Source organism: Pseudomonas sp. PDM26, assembly GCF_019219185.1.
Lineage (GTDB): Bacteria > Pseudomonadota > Gammaproteobacteria > Pseudomonadales > Pseudomonadaceae > Aquipseudomonas.
In genome coordinates this window covers 330,062-347,701 of sequence record NZ_JAHUWC010000002.1, presented here as the reverse complement: position 1 = coordinate 347,701, position 17,640 = coordinate 330,062, and the positions used below count along the sequence as shown (strand labels likewise).

Sequence of the window (17,640 nt, the reverse complement as noted above, 5' to 3'; positions counted from 1 at the left end):
GCCAGAAATACACTGAAACTTCGACAGGAGGATGACGTGATGGCCTATGCGGAACAAGCCGAAACAGAAGCATTGCACGAGCCAAAAAGTTTCCTGACCAAATACATCTGGAGTCAGGACCACAAGGTCATAGCCATTCAATATTCCTTGACGGCTCTGTTCGTGGGACTTATCGCGTTGGTGTTGTCCAGCTTGATGCGCATGCAGATAGGTTTCCCCGGTAGTTTGGCGTTCATGGACGCCAGTACTTACTATCAGGCGATGACCATGCACGGCATGATCATGGTCATTTACTTGCTGACGGCCTTGTTTCTGGGGGGCTTCGGCAACTATCTGATCCCGTTGATGGTGGGTTCCCGCGACATGGTCTTCCCTTATGTCAACATGCTGAGTTACTGGACCTACCTGCTGGCGGTACTGGTATTGCTCGCCGGTTTCTTTGTTCCTGGCGGTCCCACGGGGTCGGGCTGGACGCTCTATCCGCCACAGTCCATTACTCAGGGGACACCGGGAGTCGAGTGGGGCATCGTACTGATGCTCGTCTCACTGGCGATCTTTATTGTCGCAACCACCATGGGCGGGTTGAACTACGTCACCACAGTGTTGCAGGCGCGCACGCACGGCATGACATTGTTTCGCATGCCGCTCTCGGTCTGGGGCATCTTCATGGCCTCGATCATGGCCTTGCTGGCCTTCCCGGCGTTGTTTGTCAGCGCGATCATGATGCTGTTCGACAAGCTGTTGGGTACCAGCTTCTTTATGCCGGCGATGGTCTCGCTGGGGCAGCAGCTCGGTCACCAGGGTGGCAGCCCGATATTATTCCAGCACCTGTTCTGGTTCTTCGGCCACCCGGAAGTCTACATCGTAGCTCTCCCTGCATTTGGCCTGGTCTCCGACTTGATCAGCACGCATGCGCGTAAAAATATCTTCGGTTACCGAATGATGGTGTGGGCCATTATCGCAATTGGCGTACTCAGTTTTGTGGTCTGGGCGCACCATATGTATGTCAGCGGAATGAACCCGTACTTTGGCTTTTTTTTCGCCGTCACCACTTTGATCATCGCGGTGCCTACCGCGCTGAAAGTCTATAACTGGATACTGACCCTGTGGCGCGGCGACATCCATCTCACCGTGCCGATGCTGTTTGCCCTGGCCTTTATCGTCACCTTCCTGGTCGGCGGTCTGACCGGGTTGTTTCTGGGCAATGTGATCGTGGATATACCGCTCTCGGACACTTATTTCGTCGTGGCCCACTTTCATATGGTCATGGGGGTCGCACCGGTACTGGTGGTGTTCGGCGGCATTTATCACTGGTTTCCGAAAGTGACCGGGCGCATGTTGAACGACACCCTGGGCAAGCTGCATTTCTGGATTACCTTTGTGGGCACCTACGCCATCTTCTTCCCCATGCACTACCTGGGTTTCCAGGGCATGCCACGCCGCTACTACGCCTATGAAAACTACGCGTTCATTCCGCAGTCGGCGCAGGAGTTGAATGCCTTCATTACGGTAGTCGCATTGACTGTCGGCGTTTCCCAGTTGCTGTTCCTGTTCAACCTGGCCTGGAGTGCATTCAAGGGCAAACCGGCAGGCAGCAATCCCTGGGGCGCGGCCAGCCTGGAATGGCAAACGCCGGACACTCCGCCGAAACACGGTAACTGGGGAGAGAAGTTGCCGGTCGTGCATCGCTGGGCCTATGACTACAGCGTGCCAGGGATAGAACAGGATTTTGTGCCGCAAACGGTTTCCGCCGAGGAGCTGGAGCACATGCGGCAACTCAGTGCCGGAACTAAAATCGCGGACGTCAAGACATGAACAGGCTGCTATTGAGAAACGCCGGCGGCGCTGATCCCGGCGGCAGTTGGAGTCACGACCCTGGGGGTATTCAGGCCGCCGAGGGGGCCGATCGAAGCCAAACCGCAAGAGTAGGCCTGCGCCTGTTTCTGGTGGTGGTGAGCTCGTTATTCTTCCTCTTCCTGATCGCGTTCATTGCCCGCTCACAAATGGCCGACTGGCTACCCTTGACAGAGCCTTTGGCGCCGTTGGCCAATCTGCGGCCGCTCTGGCTGAACTCGGCTTTTCTGGTACTCGGTTGCATCGCACTGCAGTGGTCGCGTATGGCCGCCCGACAGGCTCGGCTGGGCGCAACCGTGATCGGTTTTGCATTGGGGGGCGTCTTTGCAATTGCCTTTCTGGCGGGGCAATTCTGGGTCTGGCAGCAGTTTGTCGCGTGGGGCTACTTTGTCGCCAGCAATCCGGCCAACAGTTTCTTCTATCTGTTGACCGGGCTGCATGGGCTCCACCTGCTGGGCGGGCTGATCGCCTGGTGCTGGATCGTCGCTAAATTCCTGCGTCATGTGCCATTGGCGCAACTTGGCGCCAGCGTAGAACTCTGTGCCATCTATTGGCATTACTTGTTGGGTCTCTGGTTCGTACTATTCGCGCTGCTGGCCAGCACGCCACAAACCTATGAAGCCATCGCCAGATTCTGCGGCCTGAGGTGAAAAGCCATGGCATCGCACCCACAAACCCAAGCCCAAGCCCAAGCCCAAACCGAGAGCCGTTCATCCAATCCACCGGGCTCACCGCCTGCACCGGGATGGCAGGGCATCGCCAGCGACTGGTCCTCGGATAGAGAGGCCTTCAAGCAGGTCCCCTGGGGCAAGGCGATGATGTGGATCTTCCTGCTCAGCGACACTTTTATATTCACCTGTTTTCTGACCGGCTACATGTCGGTACGCATGGCCATCACTACCGCCTGGCCGAACCCCAGTGAAGTGTTCGCATTGACGATCGGCGGAAGAGAGATCCCGCTTATTCTCATCGCCATCATGACCTTTGTGCTGATCAGCAGCAGCGGCACCATGGCCATGGCCGTCAATTTCGCCTATCGCCGTGATCGCGCGAAAACCGCTGCCCTGATGCTGGCGACCGCTGCCTTGGGTGTGACTTTCGTCAGCATGCAGGCATTTGAATGGAGCAAGCTCATCGCGGAAGGGGTGCGTCCCTGGGGGAACCCCATGGGGGCGGCGCAATTTGGTGCCAGTTTTTTCATGATTACCGGTTTTCACGGACTGCATGTGTCAATCGGAGCCATCTACCTCAGTATTGTGGCGCTGAAAGTATTGCGGGGAGATTATGAACGCTCCGGAAACTATCAGAACGTTGAGATAGCCGGGCTTTACTGGCACTTCGTGGATTTGGTGTGGGTGTTTATTTTTGCTTTCTTCTATTTGTGGTAGAGGAGCACGGGTGATGGCACATGCTCAGGGTCAGCAACATCCAATCAGTTTGTACCTTAAAATCTGGGGGCTGTTATTCGTCCTCAGCACGATGTCGTACCTGGTCGACTATTTCCACTTCCATGGCTACCTTCGGTGGTTCCTGATTATCACTTTCATGTTGTTGAAGGCAGGTTTAATTGTCTCCATCTTCATGCATATGGCCTGGGAGCGGCTGGCCCTGGTCTATGCCATATTGGTGCCGCCTTTGTGTTTACTGGTGCTCGTCGGACTGATGGCCACCGAAGCAGACTATGTTTTCCTCAGCCGGGTCATTTTCTTCGGCCAATAAGCCGCTTTCGGACGGCCATCAGTTTCCAGGCGCTAACCCGATATCACTCGCTTGAACTGATGCCATTTGTGCTGCCAGGCCACTGTCCAGTGGGGGGCTGCCGCTCCCGTGCCGGCGATCTTCAGATTTGGATGATGATCGATTACCTGGTCCAGGATCGATTCCTGATCCGGTTCAACATCCACGAAGAAAATATGTTTGCCCTCTTTTACCACCTGTTGGAAATTGCGGAAGTGAGTGTTCGGCACCTGGAACCCAAAAAAACCGCCTTCCCAGATGCAGAAGCCCAAAATAACAATGGCCAGAAAGACAAAAGGCGTCCAGCCTGCGGCGGATTCGGTCCAGCCCATCCAATAAGCGCCACCCAGGACCAGTGCTGCGAGGGGCAGACCGACCACAGCACCAATCTCACCGGAATGAACAGCATCTTGTTCCATTAACGAGTTGACCTCGTGGAGGTGATGTTCTTCGACATCAGCAACTTTTTCACTGAGTACATGAATCTGTTCAGAATTGATGCCGCTGGCTTCCAACTCATTTTCAACTGTTTCGAGATCGTTGAGATTGTCACTGATGTAATAGTGCCGATTCATGCCACACCTCCAAACCCAAGTTCGCCGTAGACCTCCTTTTTCCGGCAGCCGTTAATAACCGAGATTTGCAGTCAGTAGCTGTGCCGTGCGGAACGTTGCACACTTCTTGCAAACTGAAAAAAAGTATAGCACTCGCCAGCACGCCCCTAGTTGATCTGCACTATGACCGGACCTTCGGTTACGATCGGCGGGTTGGCGCGGATACTCGAGGTATTTTTCTGAATCCAGTCACGCGCGACTTTCAGGCTCGCATCACAGCCGGCCTTGTCTATGCAAACAGTGATCGCCGTACCACCGTCACCCGTATTGAGCAATGTGTAGCTGACGAGGCCAGGCACTGTCCGCAAGGTCGCTTCGATGTCGTCTTTGCGCTCTTCCAGAAGCCCGAAAAGCTGCTTCGCTCCCGTACCCAGATAGGTTCTTATCACTGCGTACATAGTCGTCTCCTTTGGGAGTACCGTCTTGATGCCCATCCAGATCCGTTGGAGGCCGCCATCACGCAAGTTTCAGCTCACCCTGATTCATTAAGCTTAGACAAACGCCGGCGACAACCGAAATGCAACGACCACCGGCCCATCGCAAACATCAAAAACCGCGGAGCTAACTGAAAACCCGGCGCTAACCGAACCTTGAACATTGACGCAACTGCGCCGGGCTCACACCAAGGCGTTGCTTGAAGGTGGTCGCCATGTGTGCCTGGGAGTTGAAACCGCAGGCGTAGGCGATCTCCGTCAGTGTGGCGGTCGAATCGCGCATCAGGGCTCGGGCCCTGGCGAGGCGTCGGTCGATCAGGTAACCGTGCGGGCTGTTGCCCGTGGCGTTTTTGAAGGCCCGCATGAAATAGCCTTCGGACAATCCAAGCAGGTCCGCCATCGCCGGTACGCTCAACGGGCCATCGAGGCCAGCATCAATGAACTCATCGAGCAAGCGCATCCGGTAACCGGTTATCGAGCCATGGGCCGGTGACAGCACTGCCTCGCTACCCGTCGCCCGCGCAGACAATGCCAGTGCCCAGGCCTCCCAATCGTCCTCCACGGACGCGCGCAACAGCGCGGTGCGCATTCGCCATGCGAGGGTAGTGGCCTGCCGGTCGATGCGATTGTTGAAGGCACGATCCCCCACCAGCGCAATACCGTCGGTGCGCATCACCCGCAGGTATTCACCGCCCGTGGGTGATTCGGACAACACGTCACACCCGGCGGGAACGAACGCCAGGCCGTTGGGCACGGCATCGAAAGGGCGTATTCGGTCACTGCCGATAGCGTGCAGGCCTCGCTGGCTGTCGAAGGCAAAGCCGATTCCCGCCTGGGTCGCCACATAGCGGGTCGCGTAGGCGCGGCCGGGTAGCAATTCGATCGCCCAGGGGCCGACCACGATGCGACGGACCGGTTCGGACAGGAGCGTTGGCGGCAGGCGATTTCGATGGCTCATGAATGCCATAGTAGTGAAGAGGGGGGACAAAAGTCAGGTCAGTTTTTTGAAAGCCGGCGTAATGCGCCCGTGTCCAGACTGGGCAAAATCTCAGGGGGATAACTCATGCACAGACTCACTCGCGACGATATCGAACAGGCTGCACGCAACGTTTACCAGGTCATGCCGGCCACCGCCCAATACCCTTGGCCCTTGCTGGCTCGGCGGTTGGGTTGCACGGTGTGGGTCAAGCACGAAAATCACACGCCTACCGGTGCTTTCAAAGTGCGTGGTGGTATCACGTTCATGCACTGGCTCAAACGCGAGCACCCAGGCGCGAAGGGCATTGTCAGCGCTACCCGCGGCAACCATGGCCAGAGCCTGGCGCTGGCGGCTGGCGCACTGGGTTTGCGGGCGTTGATCGTAGTGCCGCAAGGTAACTCGGTAGAAAAGAACAACGCCATGCGCGGCTTTGGCGCTGAAGTGGTCGAGTATGGCCGCGATTTCGATGATGCCCGTGAAGAAGCGGCACGCCTTGCGCACGTGCATGACCTGTTCCTGGTCCCGCCGTTTCACACCGAGCTGGTCAAAGGCGTCGCCACTTATGCGCTGGAGCTGTTCAACGCAGCGCCGGACCTGGATACCGTATATGTACCGATTGGCTGTGGCTCGGGGATTTGCGGGGTGATCGCTGCCCGCGATGCGCTGGGCCTGAACACCCGGGTGGTGGGCGTGGTTTCCACGCAGGCGGCTGCCGCACAGTTGTCGTTTGACACCGGAGTCCTGTGCGAAACCGCCTCGGCAACCACCTTTGCCGACGGCCTGGCCGTACGCAAGCCGGTGCCTGAGGCCTTTGCCGTCTACGCGCAAGGTGCGCAGCGGATTGTAGCGGTCAGTGATGCGCAGATTGCCGAAGCCATGCGCGTGTATTACACCGATACCCATAACCTGGCTGAAGGGGCCGGTGCGGCGGCGCTGGCAGCGCTCATTTCGGAGCGTGAAGCCATGTCGGGAAGAAGGGTGGGTGTAATTCTGTCCGGTGGCAACGTCGACAGATCGGTGTATGCGCAAGTGATTGCATGAAGGGGCAATGACCTTGGTCACATAAACTTGGCCACATAAATTTGAAATGCACGGCGTTGCTCGACACAATCACGCCCCGATCCGGCCAGAAGGCGCCGGACGGTTGTGGTGAAAAGGGGCCGCTGGTGAACGAACAGACATTGTCCATGCGCCTGGAGCGCGTGGCGGCGCATGTGCCAGCCGGTGCGCGCCTGGCCGATATCGGCTCGGATCACGGCTACCTGCCGGTGGCACTGATGCGCCGTGGCGCCATCGCGGCGGCAGTGGCCGGCGAGGTGGCGTTGACGCCGTTCCACGCGGCCAACCGCACCGTGCGCGAGAATGCCCTGGACCTGCAGATCATCGTGCGCCTGGCCAACGGCCTGGCGGCAATCGAGCCGGAAGACGGGATCACGGCGATCAGCATCTGCGGTATGGGCGGCGAAACGATCCGCGATATCCTCGACAGCGGCAATGCGTACCTGAGCGGTCAGGAGCGCCTGATCCTGCAACCCAACGGCGGCGAACAGCCACTGCGCCAATGGCTGATGGACAATGGCTACCGCATCGTCTGCGAGGAAGTGCTGCGGGAAAATCGTTTCGACTACGAAATCATCGTCGCCGAGCGCGCCGGGCCTGTGATGTACACCGCCCAAGAGCTGTACTTCGGCCCATTGCAAATGCAGGCCCGCAGTCCGGCATTCCTGCTCAAGTGGCAGCGCAAGTTGCGCCAGAAACAGAAGACCCTGACCCACTTTGCCCGGATGCAACAGGCCGTGCCCGAGTCGACGGTGCAGGACATCGCGCAGCAGGCCCGGTGGATCACCGAATTGCTGGCTTGAGCCAGGCCCAGGATTTGTACGAGTCTTTGCTTACGCGGGCGATGAGTCGACCTTTTTTTCGGACCCTTTGCCTTTGGCCTGACGAGCGCTGCGACGCAGTTCCTGTGGCGTGCGCCCCACGACTCGCACGAAGCTGCGCAGCATGTGATCGGCATCGCCGAATCCGAAGCCCCTGGCGATCTCCTCGAACGTCTGGTGCCCGTCCTCGACCAATGGCCGCGCTGACTCGATACGCAGGCGCTCGATAGCTTTCGCCGGCGTCACACCGACCGATGCCGCGAACACGCGGCCAAACTGGCGCACGCTCATATGCGCAACGTCGGCCAGGCGTTCAAGCGACAGATCATCACGCAGATGATCGCGCACGTAGCTCAGCACCGTGCGGATCCTGTCCGAGCCAGGGTCGAAATCCAGCAGCGAAGAGAACTGATACTGACCACCAGGTCGCCGATAGTAGACCACCAGCATGCGCGCGACGGAGCGTGACACGTCCTTGCCCAGGTCCTGCTCGATCATCGCCAGGGCCATGTCGATGCCAGCCGACATGCCAGCGGACGTCCAGACATTGCCGTCCTCGGTCCAGATTCGATCTCCATCCACGCGCAGTGCCGGATAGCGTGCCTGCAATTGTGGCGCGTAGTTCCAGTGCGTGGTCGCCACGCGACCGTCGAGCAGACCACTCTCGGCGAGCAGGAAGGCGCCGGTACAGACACTGGCAGTACGGCGAGCGCGCGGGGACATCTGCCGTATCGCCGCGGCCATCGGCATCATCCGGTCATCGATCGGAGCGGTGGGGGCGCCGACGATGATCAGCGTGTCGAGATGGTCGACAACCTCCAGGGCTTGCGTCGCGACTTGCAGTCCGCTCGAAGCGCTGATCAATCCGCCTTCAAGCGAAGCGACTGTGAATCGATAGCCCGAAGCGGGGGCACGATTGGCATTGGAGAAGGCTTCGAGCGGGCCGCTCAGATCCAGCAATACGAAGCCCGGGTAGACCAGGAAACATATGTGACGCTGCATGCACGGAACATCCAAAGACTGATTGGGGGGCCATAGTACGCACTTGTTGAATGGAAGGTCACGGGGGGTATCGAGCCACCCGCCTCATGCAAGGTGACCGGGCTTGTCGGCCGAAATCCACGGATAAATGTCCATTTCGTGCCGTCTTCTCGCCGTACCGTAAATGCACCACCCCCACATTGCGGACGTGCAAAATGACCTTCAATCGAATTCATCCCGGCAGACTCATCTCCTGCGCCACCTTGCTGGGGGCGATCCTGATGGCGCCCGGCATCGGCTTTGCCGCCGAGAACCCCTACGCCGATCCGGTCAAACCCGCGCTCCCGGCCTCCACCTTTGAATGGGATTCCAGTCGAACCGCGCTGGTCGTGATCGACCCGCAGATCGACTTCATGAGTCCGGAAGGTGCGGGCTGGTCAATCTTCGGCCAGAGCGTTACCGAGCAGAACCTGGTGCCGAATCTGACCCGGCTGTTCACGGCGTTCAAGCAAACTGGAGCAACGGTTGCCATCTCGCCGCACTACTATTACCCCCATGATCATCAGTGGGAGTTTGAAGCGCCAGCGGAGGCCGTCCAGCACAAGCTGGGCATGTTCGACCGCAAGGGCGCCTTGACGCTGGATGGATTTCGCAATTCGGGTGCCGACTTCATGAAGGAATTCAAACCCTTCATCGAAGACGGCAAGACCCTCGTCGCATCACCGCACAAGCTGTATGGCCCGCAAAGCAACGACCTGATGCTGCAGTTGCGCAAGCAGCGGGTCGACAAAATCATCCTGGCCGGCATGGCGTCCAACCTGTGCGTCGAATCGCATCTACGCGAGTTTCTGGAGCGTGGTTTCGAGGTAGTCGTCGTACGTGACGCGGTCGCCGGCCCGAAGCTGCCTGATGGCGACGGATACGGGAGTGCGCTGGTCAATTTCCGCTACATCGCCAACGGCCTGATGACCACCGACGAGGTCGTGAAAAAACTGGAAGGGCGCTGATCAGCGGTATGCCCTATCCGCTGAACAGACACGGGAGTCCTTGTGGCTCCCGTGCCCGCTGAATTGCTCGGAATGATCCATGAGCGAAGATCCCGCCCGCTTTGACGACAATCAGTGACCGGTATGCAATGTTCGCTTTTCGTAGGGGCTGGCGATGTGAGTTCAGCGCGATGGCGGTTTTTTTCGGAATAGAACAGGAAACGATTCAGCTCCTTGGCTACGCCGGTTTCAGCCTGGGAGGCAGGTACCCCCAAGTGTTGGATTTAGTACCGTTTGTCGAGCGCTCTGCTCAAAAAGTGAACGATTTTGATAGGCTTCGCTCTGATGTTCCAGCAGACGGGATCCCTTGAGAGGTCGCGCTGCACTCACTAATAAAAAGGACGTATACCTCATCTGCATTGAATGGAATGCACTTGGGGATTTTTTTACCTGAGACCTGGAGTGATAGTATGCCGTCATCACTGACTCGCTGGGCGAGTCGCTCCCTCTTGTAATACCTAATTATTAAGTTGCTTCAATCATTGCGAACTTGATCTTGCAGTTGCGAATAAATAATTCGCATGCCTGGGGCATGGTCAATTTGCACTGCTGTTTTAAGTGGAGATGTCATCTTGGATATTAATACAATTATCGGCCTGATCGGCCAGAAAGAATCCATGGAGTTTTTGCGTTTAGGTGTTGTTTACGTTCACCTGTTGGCTTGCTGCGTAGCGATTGGCCTGGTGTTTGCCAGCGATGCCGCAATGGTCAAGGATTTATGGAATGGTCGTGTGTCGTCGGGGCACGATAATGAACATATGGCCAGTCTTCAGAAGTCTGTTTCCAATGCGTTGATATTCTTGTGGATCACCGGAGCCGCGGTAATAGGCATTGATTATCTGGATAAAGGCATGAACTATTTTGCCAATCCAAAACTTCAAGCCAAAGTCATCATTGTATTGTTGCTGACGTTCAACGGCATGTTGTTGCACCGCTTTGTATTGCCGGCAATGCTGAAGGCCGGGTCGCTGCTTGATCTCAAGGTCAGTGTACGAATGTTTGCCCTGTTCTCTGGCGCACTGTCGGGTGTGTCCTGGCTGTATGCCGCCATGCTCGGTGTCGGTCGACCACTGGCCTGGAAATATTCGCTCACCGAGTTGCTGATGGCCTATCCGGTGTTGATCGTGCTCGGCTTTGCGATGATGGTGGCGCTGACTCAGTGGGCGCGCAATCGCCACGAGGCAACGCCGACCCAAGAGACTTGGCTGTTCGCGGGAATTCCTGCGCTGCGCTGAGTTGAGCTGACGAAAATCCAGGTAAAGACGGGTAAAACCGTTTGACCCTTTGAAACATCAGACCCCCTCCTGAGCGCCGACGGCAACGTCGGCGCTTTTTTTATGCTTGGTCCACATTCCTGATCACTGCCCTGACCCCTAATGGGGTTGTGCCGAGATATGGCAAAAATTAGAACATTCGCTCTGTAACACAATGAACTACAAGGTAATTTGCAGGTTGTTACTTTCTGCTCACCCACCGTTTGGCTAGATGTCTGTTTCAGCGCCAAAGCCCGGCCGGGGTCCATGGCCGACTATAATTTAGTGTGGGGGGGGACCGTTGGAGGTGGCGCTATGCGTATCTTCAGGCAACTCCTGCTCTTGGTCGCGGGGCTTCTGGCAAGCAGCCTCTCCCTGGAGGCAATCAGCGGTGGCGGCCTCGGTCAAAATCCTCACCCGGCCGTTCTGGTCAGTGGGCAGTCACAGCAATGCGGGCAATTCCACCATTTCCACAGTGGCCCATTTCATATGGGAAACCGGCATTTCGCGCCGATGCACAGCCGGCATTTCGTACCGATGCACAGCCGGCATTTCGTACCGATGCACAGCCGGCATTTCGTACCAATGCACAACCGGCACTTCATACCGATCCACCGGATAAACAGCTTTGAGGTGATCAGAGGGTCCAGGTTCAGCGATCAGCGCTTCGGTTCCAGGCACGTTCACTTTGTGCGTCAGTTCGATCCGCGGACGGGGCAGTTTCTGATTCGGGAAATTGTCTGGTGACGCATGCCGCTCCAGAGAACCGAGCAGCAACAACTCACATCATCCGTTCCTGACGCAATATCTCACCCCGAGGTCCCCGCAGGGCCGGACGGTGGGAAGCCGATCATCCTTTCGGCAGGAGGAGAGGAGCGGGGTTGACCTCGCGTCTACCGCTCATCGCCAAGGCATAAAATAAACTTTGACATCATTGGGGCTTTGGTTGAGTATTCATCTATCGCATGCGATCTAGTCGAGTGCGATTGAAGTCAGCAGCAACCCTTGCCGTTTGGAGATTCAGCCATGAACACCGCAAGCAGCCGCAGAATGTTTATCTCTACCGCTCAAGCCTCCCATGGCCAAAACGGCAACAACTGGATCATTGCACACGCCAATTGCTGAGCGCTGTCTTTTTAAATGCCAAATACACCGTATGCGATAAAATCGCATACATATAAAACCCTGAGGAAATCCCCATGAGCAAAATCGAAAAAGTACTGGCCAGCGGCAAAACCCACACCACTCATAACAGCGCAGGCAACACCTTGCGCGGGCATGACGGCAACCTTGACATCGTGCTGTCGTCCCCCGGCAGCGACACACCGGCACACGTACTCACCGCCGTTCAGCCGCACCCGAAAGCCGAGCAACTGTTCGCCGGAGCCTGGTCAGCCTGCTACATCGCAGCGGTGGGGCTGGTCGCCCAGCAGATGAAGGTGACACTGCCGACCGACACGGCCGTCGACATTGAAGTCGATCTGGGCCAGACCGGCGCGGCTTACTTCCTTCAGGCTCGACTGACTTTGCGTGTGCCGGGGCTGGATCATGGGGTGGCGACCGAGTTGGCCCACAACGCCGATGCAATCTGCCCGTACTCCAAGGCCACACGGGGCAACATTGATGTCGACATCAACGTCCTGACGGCATAACCCACTGAAGACGGGCTCACCGGGGATTTCCCGGTGAGCCCGTCTTCAGTGTTTATACGCACTTCCGATACCATCGCATACGACGTATAGTTTCAGTCTCGCAAGACTGACCCAAGAGAACGTCCATGAAAAACACCGACAAGACATCCGCCCTGGATCTCAAACTCTCCGATTTCCTGTGTTTTGCGGTCTATTCAGCCAACCTGGCCTTCGGCAAGGCCTACAAGCCGATGCTTGAACGGCTCGGCCTGACCTATACGCAATACATCACCCTGGTTGCGCTTTGGGAGGAAGACAATCAGACCGTTGGCAGCCTCGGCGAAAAGCTGTTTCTCGAATCCAATACCCTCACGCCGATCCTCAAGAAGCTGGAAGCGATGGGGTATTTGCTGCGCCAGCGCGACCCGGAAGACGAACGCCAGGTGCGGATCAGTCTCACCAAAGAGGGGCGAAAACTGCGCGAAGGCCTCACCGAAGACGGCTTCCCGCAAACCGGTCTTGACCCCGACGACTTCGTGCAAATGCAGAAGGCCATTGTGAAGTTACGGGGCAATCTCATCCGGTCGACGAAAGACAGGGAGTAAGTCGTAGCGAGTCAAGTGAGTGGCCCCCGATTTCGGAGTGAGCTGCCCCACAAATGGGGCGTCTTTCCCCAGCAGTATTCGCGTCTCCTCCAGCACGCTATTTCAACTTGTGGCCAATGTTTGCTGGGCTCGCACATGGTTTACACAACGCTGGCAAAGTAATTGCTGAGTGAGAGCTTGTCCCGTTCTTGAAAGTTGCAGAGTCGGGAACCTGTGGAGCTGTCAGTACCCCCATTGAGTGATTGCATGTAACCATCGGTTTACATCGCGAAATACCCCGCCTGCTCAATTGAAGTGCTGCTGTCCTCCTCTGCAACCGTCCAGGGGAAATGCTTATGAGCCACTCCAGACATACACGTGCGCAGGTAGCGCTGCGCGGGTTGTGTTTTCTAGCTTGCCTGCTGACGGTTACGCTGATGGCGGCAGACGAACCTCTGGGTAATGACAATCAAAGTAATGAGAAGTGGCTGGAGCCGGCACGCTCCAGGATCATGCATGTGACTGGCGCGATGCCGTTCTTTCCGCATCGGGCCAATACCCCTGGCAACCTGGTTTTGAATATAAAAGACTTCGACAATGCCCAGGTCTGTGGCGCTTGCCACACAGAGATTTACAAACAGTGGCGCTCATCGATGATGTCCCAGGCCTGGGATGAACCTATCTATAGGGCCTTGCTCCAGCGTGCGAGTTCGGCCACCGAAGGGAAGGTCGATAACTTCTGCACTGGCTGCCATACCCCGATCGGTCTCACGACCGGGCAAATCAATTCGCAAGTCAACCGCTCTTCAATTGAAGACAGCGCGAAGAATCATCCGATGCCCGGGGTCGATTGCGAGACCTGCCACAACATCAGTGCCCGCACGGGCCTCGATAACGGCGCCTATGTCCTGAGCCCTCGGGCGCACGGTAAACCGACCAAGTTCGGCCCGCGTAAAGACGCCGTTTCGCCTTATCACGACACGGTGTATTCCGCTCTGCACACGCGCTCGGACTTTTGCGCCACCTGCCATAACGTCACGCACCCGTTCAGCAGTGTGGCGGTCGAGCGTACCTATGACGAATGGCAGGAGAGCGCCTACAGCCTCAACGGCGTAACCTGCCAGAGCTGCCATATGCCGGGTTATGCGGGCAAGGCCGCGATCATGGGGCCAGACCGCGAGGAGGTCGCCTCGCATTGGTTCAGCGGAGCCAACGCGATGATGCTCAAGCATCTCGGTCAGGAAGTGGGCGCGCAACGCGCGCGCGACATGCTCGCGCGAGCGGGGGAAATAACCTTCCAGCAACTGCCGGCCGCCATCATTCCCGGGCAATACAACTCGGTGGCCATCAAAGTTGCCAACGTCGGCGCCGGGCACAAGCTGCCGACCGGCTTTCCCGAGGGTCGGGAGATGTGGATCGACTTCCAGGTGCTGGATGCCAGTGGTCGCGAGCTCTATCGACTGGGTGCGATCAAGGACGGCAAGACCGAGGACAACACGCGAAACTTCAAAGTGCACATCGGCGACGAGGACGGCAATCCGTTGGACGTCGAGGTCTGGAATGCCACGCAGATTCTCTCGGACAACCGCATTCTGCCCAAGGGCTACGATATCGGGGAGTTCTCCTTCCTGGTGCCGGCCGACGCCGTCGGGCCGCTGACCCTGACGGCCACACTGAACTACTGGCCGTTCTCCCAGAAGCTGGCCGACTACCTGCTGGGCAAGGACAAGGTGCAGGTGGAAATCACCCAGATGGCCAAAGTCACGCAGAGCGTACCCCTGTCGACCAGCCTGCAAGCCGCCGGACCCGGTACGGCGCACTTTTAGCGGGTCGGGGCGCTGGACACCGTCAAGATGCACAAAGCACTCAATGGTGAGATCGAGGACCAAAAGCCTGAGACGGTGCCGGCGCAGGTGGGTCATCCCCATTCATCGGTAACGGACAGTCCCTTGCTGCCCAGCCTCGACAAGGCCTCACGAGTGTAAGGAACCGGGGCTGACGAGTGGATCTGTTTTGAGTAGAAAGGGCCCCGAAGGGCTAATGCCGATCAGTTAAGCCGAGACACTGAACCTGTGGCGAGGGAGCTTGCTCCCGCTGGGCAGCGAAGCGGCCCCAACAAATGGGCCTGCTGCGCAGTCCAGCGGGAGCAAGCTCCCTCGCCACAGGTTAATCAGCGCCGGTCGATCCCTTAACTGACTGGCATTAGCCCTTCGGGGCCCTTTTTTGGCTACGCCACTGGAGCTTGAACCATCAGCGATTTGAAATGGCGCAGGTCGCCTTCAGAAAATACAAATGAGAATACGTATCAAAACGTGAGGACGTGGTATACCATGCGTCGCGATTTGTTGGCATGTATGCCACCCCATTTGGCTATTTTCACAAGGTTTCCTAGATGCGTCGTACTCTGGTGTCTATCTGCGTGCTTCAGGCATTCTCCGCTGCCTCTTGGGCGGAGCAAGCAACTACCGATAAATCCAGTCTGGAGTTGCAAGCGACTGACATCGTTGGCACAGCTGACTTCGAAACCGCCCTGGGGCCGGTTGACGGGTATCGCGCGACGCGTTCGGCCAGCGCCACGCGCACCGACACTTCGATCCACGAAACGCCCCAGTCCATCAGTGTGGTCACCCGGGATGTCGTCGAAGACATCAGTGCCACCCGTTTGCAGGATGCACTCGATTACGCCGGCGGGGTGGGGCGGGCCAACAATTTCGGCGGCCAGGGCCTGACCACCTTTACCGTGCGCGGCTTTACCACCGGGGAGTTTTATCGCAACGGGTTCCCGATCAACCGTGGTTATCCGAACATGCCCGATGCCAACACCATCGAGCGCCTGGAAGTACTGCGAGGGCCGGCGACCATGCTCTATGGCCGAGGCGATCCGGGTGGCACCTTCAACGTCATCTCCAAACAACCCCTGGCCGTGCCCACGGTGACCCTGGGTAGCCAACTCGATGACCAAGGCATGCAGCGTGGCACGCTGGACGCCACCGGCCCGCTGGACGAAGAGGGGCGCCTGGCCTATCGCCTGAACGTGGTGGGCGAGGGCGGTGATACCTTCCGCGATCATGTCGAAACCGAACGCTACGGCGTGACGCCGGTGCTGTCCTGGCAGGCCACCGATGACACCAAGGTGATTTTCGAAGGCGACTTCATGCGCAACAATCACCCGCTCGACCGCGGCCTGACGCGCTTTCCAAACCAGATCGGCACGGCCTCGCGCGACACCTTCTTCGGCGAAAAAGACGTTGGCAAATTGCACAACGACAACAACATGGCGCAACTGCGGTTCGAGCATCTGCTGAGCGATAACTGGACGTTGGGCGGCGGATTCCAATGGCTCGACGGCACCCTCAAGGGGAATGCGGTCGAAGCCAACGGTGTGGCCGCGGACGGGCGCACCCTGGGCCGTAACTTCAACTACCGCAAGCTGGAGTGGACGGACAAGGACACCCAACTCAACCTCACCGGACATTTCACCGCAGGCGGTTTCGATCACACCCTGCTGACCGGCATCGAGTACGAGGATTACGACTACCAGGCGATTATCCAGCGCTCCAGCGGGGCGGTGAGTGCCTACCCGATCGATATCTTCAACCCGGTGTATGGCCAGCCGCGTCCAGCCTTGACCCGTACCCCGACCAACGACAAGGAAAACCTCAAGACCTACGCGGCATTTGTCCAGGATCAGGTGGCCTTGACCGAGCGTTTGAGAGTATTGGCCGGGGCCCGTTTCGAGCGCTTCGAGCATGACTTTGAAACCTTCGTGCCGGGCGGCAGAAGCTGGGAGGCCAGCGACAATGCGGTGACCCCGCGCGTTGGCGTGACCTATGACCTCACCGACACCGTGGCGATCTATGCCAATACGGCTCGCTCGTTCAAGCCCAATACCGGTGCCAGTCGCCAGGGCGGTGGTTTCGAACCGGAAAAGGGCAAGTCCTATGAGCTGGGTATCAAGTGGGAAGCGCTGGACAGTCAATTGAGTGTCGACGCGGCGATCTACCAGATCGAAAAACGCAACGTACTCACCACCGATCCTGTGGACTCGACGTTCAGTGTGGCGGCAGGCGAGGTGCGCAGCCGTGGTTTCGACCTGAACATCGCCGGCAACCTGACCCCGCAATGGCGGGTGATTGGTGGCTACGCCTATGTCGATGCCGAAGTGACCAAGGACAACGTCATCAAGTCCGGCACCCGACTGATGAACATTCCGCAGAACAGCTTCAGCCTGCTCAACGTCTACGAGTTCCAGGATGGCGCGCTCAAGGGACTGGGGCTTGGCACCGGGCTCAAGTACGTCGATGAGCGTGCAGGGCAGACCGCCAACACGGCGTTTTCGATGGGCAGTTACACGGTTGTCGACCTGCTGAGCTACTACAAGGTCAATGACCGGATCAGGCTCAACCTGGATGTGAAGAACCTGACGGACGAAGATTTTGAGGAGGGTGCATTCGGCAACGTCTACGCCTTCCCAGGGGCACCAAGAACGGTGCAGGTCGGTGTTTCCTACACGTTGTAGCCCGGCGCAATGTCGCACTTCAGCGTCGTCCGGCAGGGTGTGCATGAGTACCTGCGGCCAGCCAGTCGGTGCGGCCGGCCTGCACCGCTGTTGCACATCGGCATGACGGACTGCCAGGGCGACAATGG

General features: G+C 57.9%; 17 protein-coding genes. 12 read left to right on the top strand and 5 right to left on the bottom strand.

Annotated elements, in window-relative coordinates; all coding sequences use genetic code 11:
- Nucleotides 1–39: 39 nt before the first annotated feature.
- From ctaD to KW849_RS05500, 4 genes are read left to right on the top strand one after another with little or no spacing between them, the layout of a single operon-like run.
- Nucleotides 40–1,815 carry a cytochrome c oxidase subunit I gene (gene ctaD / locus KW849_RS05515; RefSeq protein ID WP_218428735.1) on the top strand — a complete coding sequence of 592 codons (1,776 nt, stop codon included), beginning with the start codon at nt 40–42 and terminating at the stop codon, nt 1,813–1,815.
- On the top strand, nt 1,812–2,504 hold the full coding sequence (locus tag KW849_RS05510; RefSeq protein WP_218428422.1) for a cytochrome c oxidase subunit 3: 693 nt from the start codon (nt 1,812–1,814) through the stop codon (nt 2,502–2,504). Before ctaD ends, KW849_RS05510 begins: the two co-directional genes overlap by 4 nt.
- 6 nt (nt 2,505–2,510) lie before the next feature.
- A complete protein-coding gene (locus KW849_RS05505) occupies nt 2,511–3,242 on the top strand; it encodes a heme-copper oxidase subunit III family protein (RefSeq protein ID WP_218428420.1) in 732 nt (243 codons plus the stop codon).
- Nucleotides 3,243–3,255: 13 nt separating this feature from the next.
- Complete coding sequence (locus tag KW849_RS05500) at nt 3,256–3,573, top strand: cytochrome C oxidase subunit IV family protein (RefSeq protein WP_218428417.1); 318 nt, start codon at nt 3,256–3,258, stop codon at nt 3,571–3,573.
- A gap of 32 nt (nt 3,574–3,605) precedes the next feature.
- On the opposite strand, the gene KW849_RS05495 is transcribed toward KW849_RS05500, so the two are convergent.
- The 3 genes from KW849_RS05495 to KW849_RS05485 form a co-directional block, all read right to left on the bottom strand.
- On the bottom strand, nt 3,606–4,166 hold the full coding sequence (locus tag KW849_RS05495; protein WP_108215739.1) for a hypothetical protein: 561 nt from the start codon (nt 4,164–4,166) through the stop codon (nt 3,606–3,608).
- A 146-nt stretch (nt 4,167–4,312) separates the two neighbouring features.
- Nucleotides 4,313–4,603, bottom strand: a complete 291-nt coding sequence (locus KW849_RS05490) for a hypothetical protein (protein ID WP_218428415.1) — start codon at nt 4,601–4,603, stop codon at nt 4,313–4,315.
- A gap of 181 nt (nt 4,604–4,784) precedes the next feature.
- The gene (locus tag KW849_RS05485) at nt 4,785–5,606 is read right to left on the bottom strand and encodes a helix-turn-helix transcriptional regulator (protein WP_218428734.1); all 822 of its coding nucleotides are present in this window, start codon (nt 5,604–5,606) and stop codon (nt 4,785–4,787) included.
- Nucleotides 5,607–5,702: 96 nt separating this feature from the next.
- Here KW849_RS05485 and KW849_RS05480 point away from each other — a divergent pair, with 96 nt between their 5' ends.
- Entirely contained in the window at nt 5,703–6,659 is a 957-nt protein-coding gene (locus KW849_RS05480) for a threonine dehydratase (protein ID WP_218428413.1), read from the top strand.
- 125 nt (nt 6,660–6,784) lie between these two features.
- Nucleotides 6,785–7,480 (top strand): tRNA (adenine(22)-N(1))-methyltransferase TrmK, encoded by a 696-nt coding sequence (locus KW849_RS05475; protein WP_371319109.1) that lies wholly within the window; start codon nt 6,785–6,787, stop codon nt 7,478–7,480.
- A gap of 30 nt (nt 7,481–7,510) precedes the next feature.
- On the opposite strand, the gene KW849_RS05470 is transcribed toward KW849_RS05475, so the two are convergent.
- Nucleotides 7,511–8,500 (bottom strand): GlxA family transcriptional regulator, encoded by a 990-nt coding sequence (locus KW849_RS05470; protein WP_218428411.1) that lies wholly within the window; start codon nt 8,498–8,500, stop codon nt 7,511–7,513.
- A gap of 194 nt (nt 8,501–8,694) precedes the next feature.
- Here KW849_RS05470 and KW849_RS05465 point away from each other — a divergent pair, with 194 nt between their 5' ends.
- Nucleotides 8,695–9,486 carry a cysteine hydrolase gene (locus KW849_RS05465; RefSeq protein ID WP_218428409.1) on the top strand — a complete coding sequence of 264 codons (792 nt, stop codon included), beginning with the start codon at nt 8,695–8,697 and terminating at the stop codon, nt 9,484–9,486.
- 656 nt (nt 9,487–10,142) lie between these two features.
- Nucleotides 10,143–10,760: a hypothetical protein gene (locus KW849_RS05460; protein WP_218428732.1), complete on the top strand. Its 618-nt coding sequence runs from the start codon at nt 10,143–10,145 to the stop codon at nt 10,758–10,760.
- 459 nt (nt 10,761–11,219) lie between these two features.
- Here the strand turns inward: KW849_RS05460 and KW849_RS05455 are convergent, their stop codons facing one another.
- Nucleotides 11,220–11,558: a hypothetical protein gene (locus tag KW849_RS05455; RefSeq protein ID WP_218428407.1), complete on the bottom strand. Its 339-nt coding sequence runs from the start codon at nt 11,556–11,558 to the stop codon at nt 11,220–11,222.
- A 419-nt stretch (nt 11,559–11,977) separates the two neighbouring features.
- Here KW849_RS05455 and KW849_RS05450 point away from each other — a divergent pair, with 419 nt between their 5' ends.
- From KW849_RS05450 to KW849_RS05435, 4 genes are all read left to right on the top strand, one after another.
- A complete protein-coding gene (locus tag KW849_RS05450; protein ID WP_218428404.1) occupies nt 11,978–12,430 on the top strand; it encodes an Ohr family peroxiredoxin in 453 nt (150 codons plus the stop codon).
- Nucleotides 12,431–12,555: 125 nt separating this feature from the next.
- Nucleotides 12,556–13,014, top strand: coding sequence for a MarR family winged helix-turn-helix transcriptional regulator (locus KW849_RS05445; RefSeq protein ID WP_108215731.1), 459 nt, complete (start codon nt 12,556–12,558; stop codon nt 13,012–13,014).
- A gap of 335 nt (nt 13,015–13,349) precedes the next feature.
- A complete protein-coding gene (locus tag KW849_RS05440; protein WP_218428402.1) occupies nt 13,350–14,819 on the top strand; it encodes a multiheme c-type cytochrome in 1,470 nt (489 codons plus the stop codon).
- A 566-nt stretch (nt 14,820–15,385) separates the two neighbouring features.
- Nucleotides 15,386–17,512, top strand: coding sequence for a TonB-dependent siderophore receptor (locus KW849_RS05435; RefSeq protein WP_218428400.1), 2,127 nt, complete (start codon nt 15,386–15,388; stop codon nt 17,510–17,512).
- Nucleotides 17,513–17,640: the final 128 nt, after the last annotated feature.

What these genes read in the sequence shown, in the direction of transcription:
- KW849_RS05510 (WP_218428422.1), top strand. Translation starts at nt 1,812, where the DNA reads ATGAACAGGCTGCTATTGAGAAACGCCGGCGGCGCTGATCCCGGCGGC.
- KW849_RS05470 (WP_218428411.1), bottom strand. Translation starts at nt 8,500, where the DNA reads ATGCAGCGTCACATATGTTTCCTGGTCTACCCGGGCTTCGTATTGCTG.
- KW849_RS05490 (WP_218428415.1), bottom strand. Translation starts at nt 4,603, where the DNA reads ATGTACGCAGTGATAAGAACCTATCTGGGTACGGGAGCGAAGCAGCTT.
- ctaD (WP_218428735.1), top strand. Translation starts at nt 40, where the DNA reads ATGGCCTATGCGGAACAAGCCGAAACAGAAGCATTGCACGAGCCAAAA.
- KW849_RS05465 (WP_218428409.1), top strand. Translation starts at nt 8,695, where the DNA reads ATGACCTTCAATCGAATTCATCCCGGCAGACTCATCTCCTGCGCCACC.
- KW849_RS05480 (WP_218428413.1), top strand. Translation starts at nt 5,703, where the DNA reads ATGCACAGACTCACTCGCGACGATATCGAACAGGCTGCACGCAACGTT.
- KW849_RS05500 (WP_218428417.1), top strand. Translation starts at nt 3,256, where the DNA reads ATGGCACATGCTCAGGGTCAGCAACATCCAATCAGTTTGTACCTTAAA.
- KW849_RS05445 (WP_108215731.1), top strand. Translation starts at nt 12,556, where the DNA reads ATGAAAAACACCGACAAGACATCCGCCCTGGATCTCAAACTCTCCGAT.
- KW849_RS05450 (WP_218428404.1), top strand. Translation starts at nt 11,978, where the DNA reads ATGAGCAAAATCGAAAAAGTACTGGCCAGCGGCAAAACCCACACCACT.
- KW849_RS05435 (WP_218428400.1), top strand. Translation starts at nt 15,386, where the DNA reads ATGCGTCGTACTCTGGTGTCTATCTGCGTGCTTCAGGCATTCTCCGCT.
- KW849_RS05440 (WP_218428402.1), top strand. Translation starts at nt 13,350, where the DNA reads ATGAGCCACTCCAGACATACACGTGCGCAGGTAGCGCTGCGCGGGTTG.
- KW849_RS05505 (WP_218428420.1), top strand. Translation starts at nt 2,511, where the DNA reads ATGGCATCGCACCCACAAACCCAAGCCCAAGCCCAAGCCCAAACCGAG.
- KW849_RS05485 (WP_218428734.1), bottom strand. Translation starts at nt 5,606, where the DNA reads ATGGCATTCATGAGCCATCGAAATCGCCTGCCGCCAACGCTCCTGTCC.
- KW849_RS05460 (WP_218428732.1), top strand. Translation starts at nt 10,143, where the DNA reads ATGGAGTTTTTGCGTTTAGGTGTTGTTTACGTTCACCTGTTGGCTTGC.
- KW849_RS05495 (WP_108215739.1), bottom strand. Translation starts at nt 4,166, where the DNA reads ATGAATCGGCACTATTACATCAGTGACAATCTCAACGATCTCGAAACA.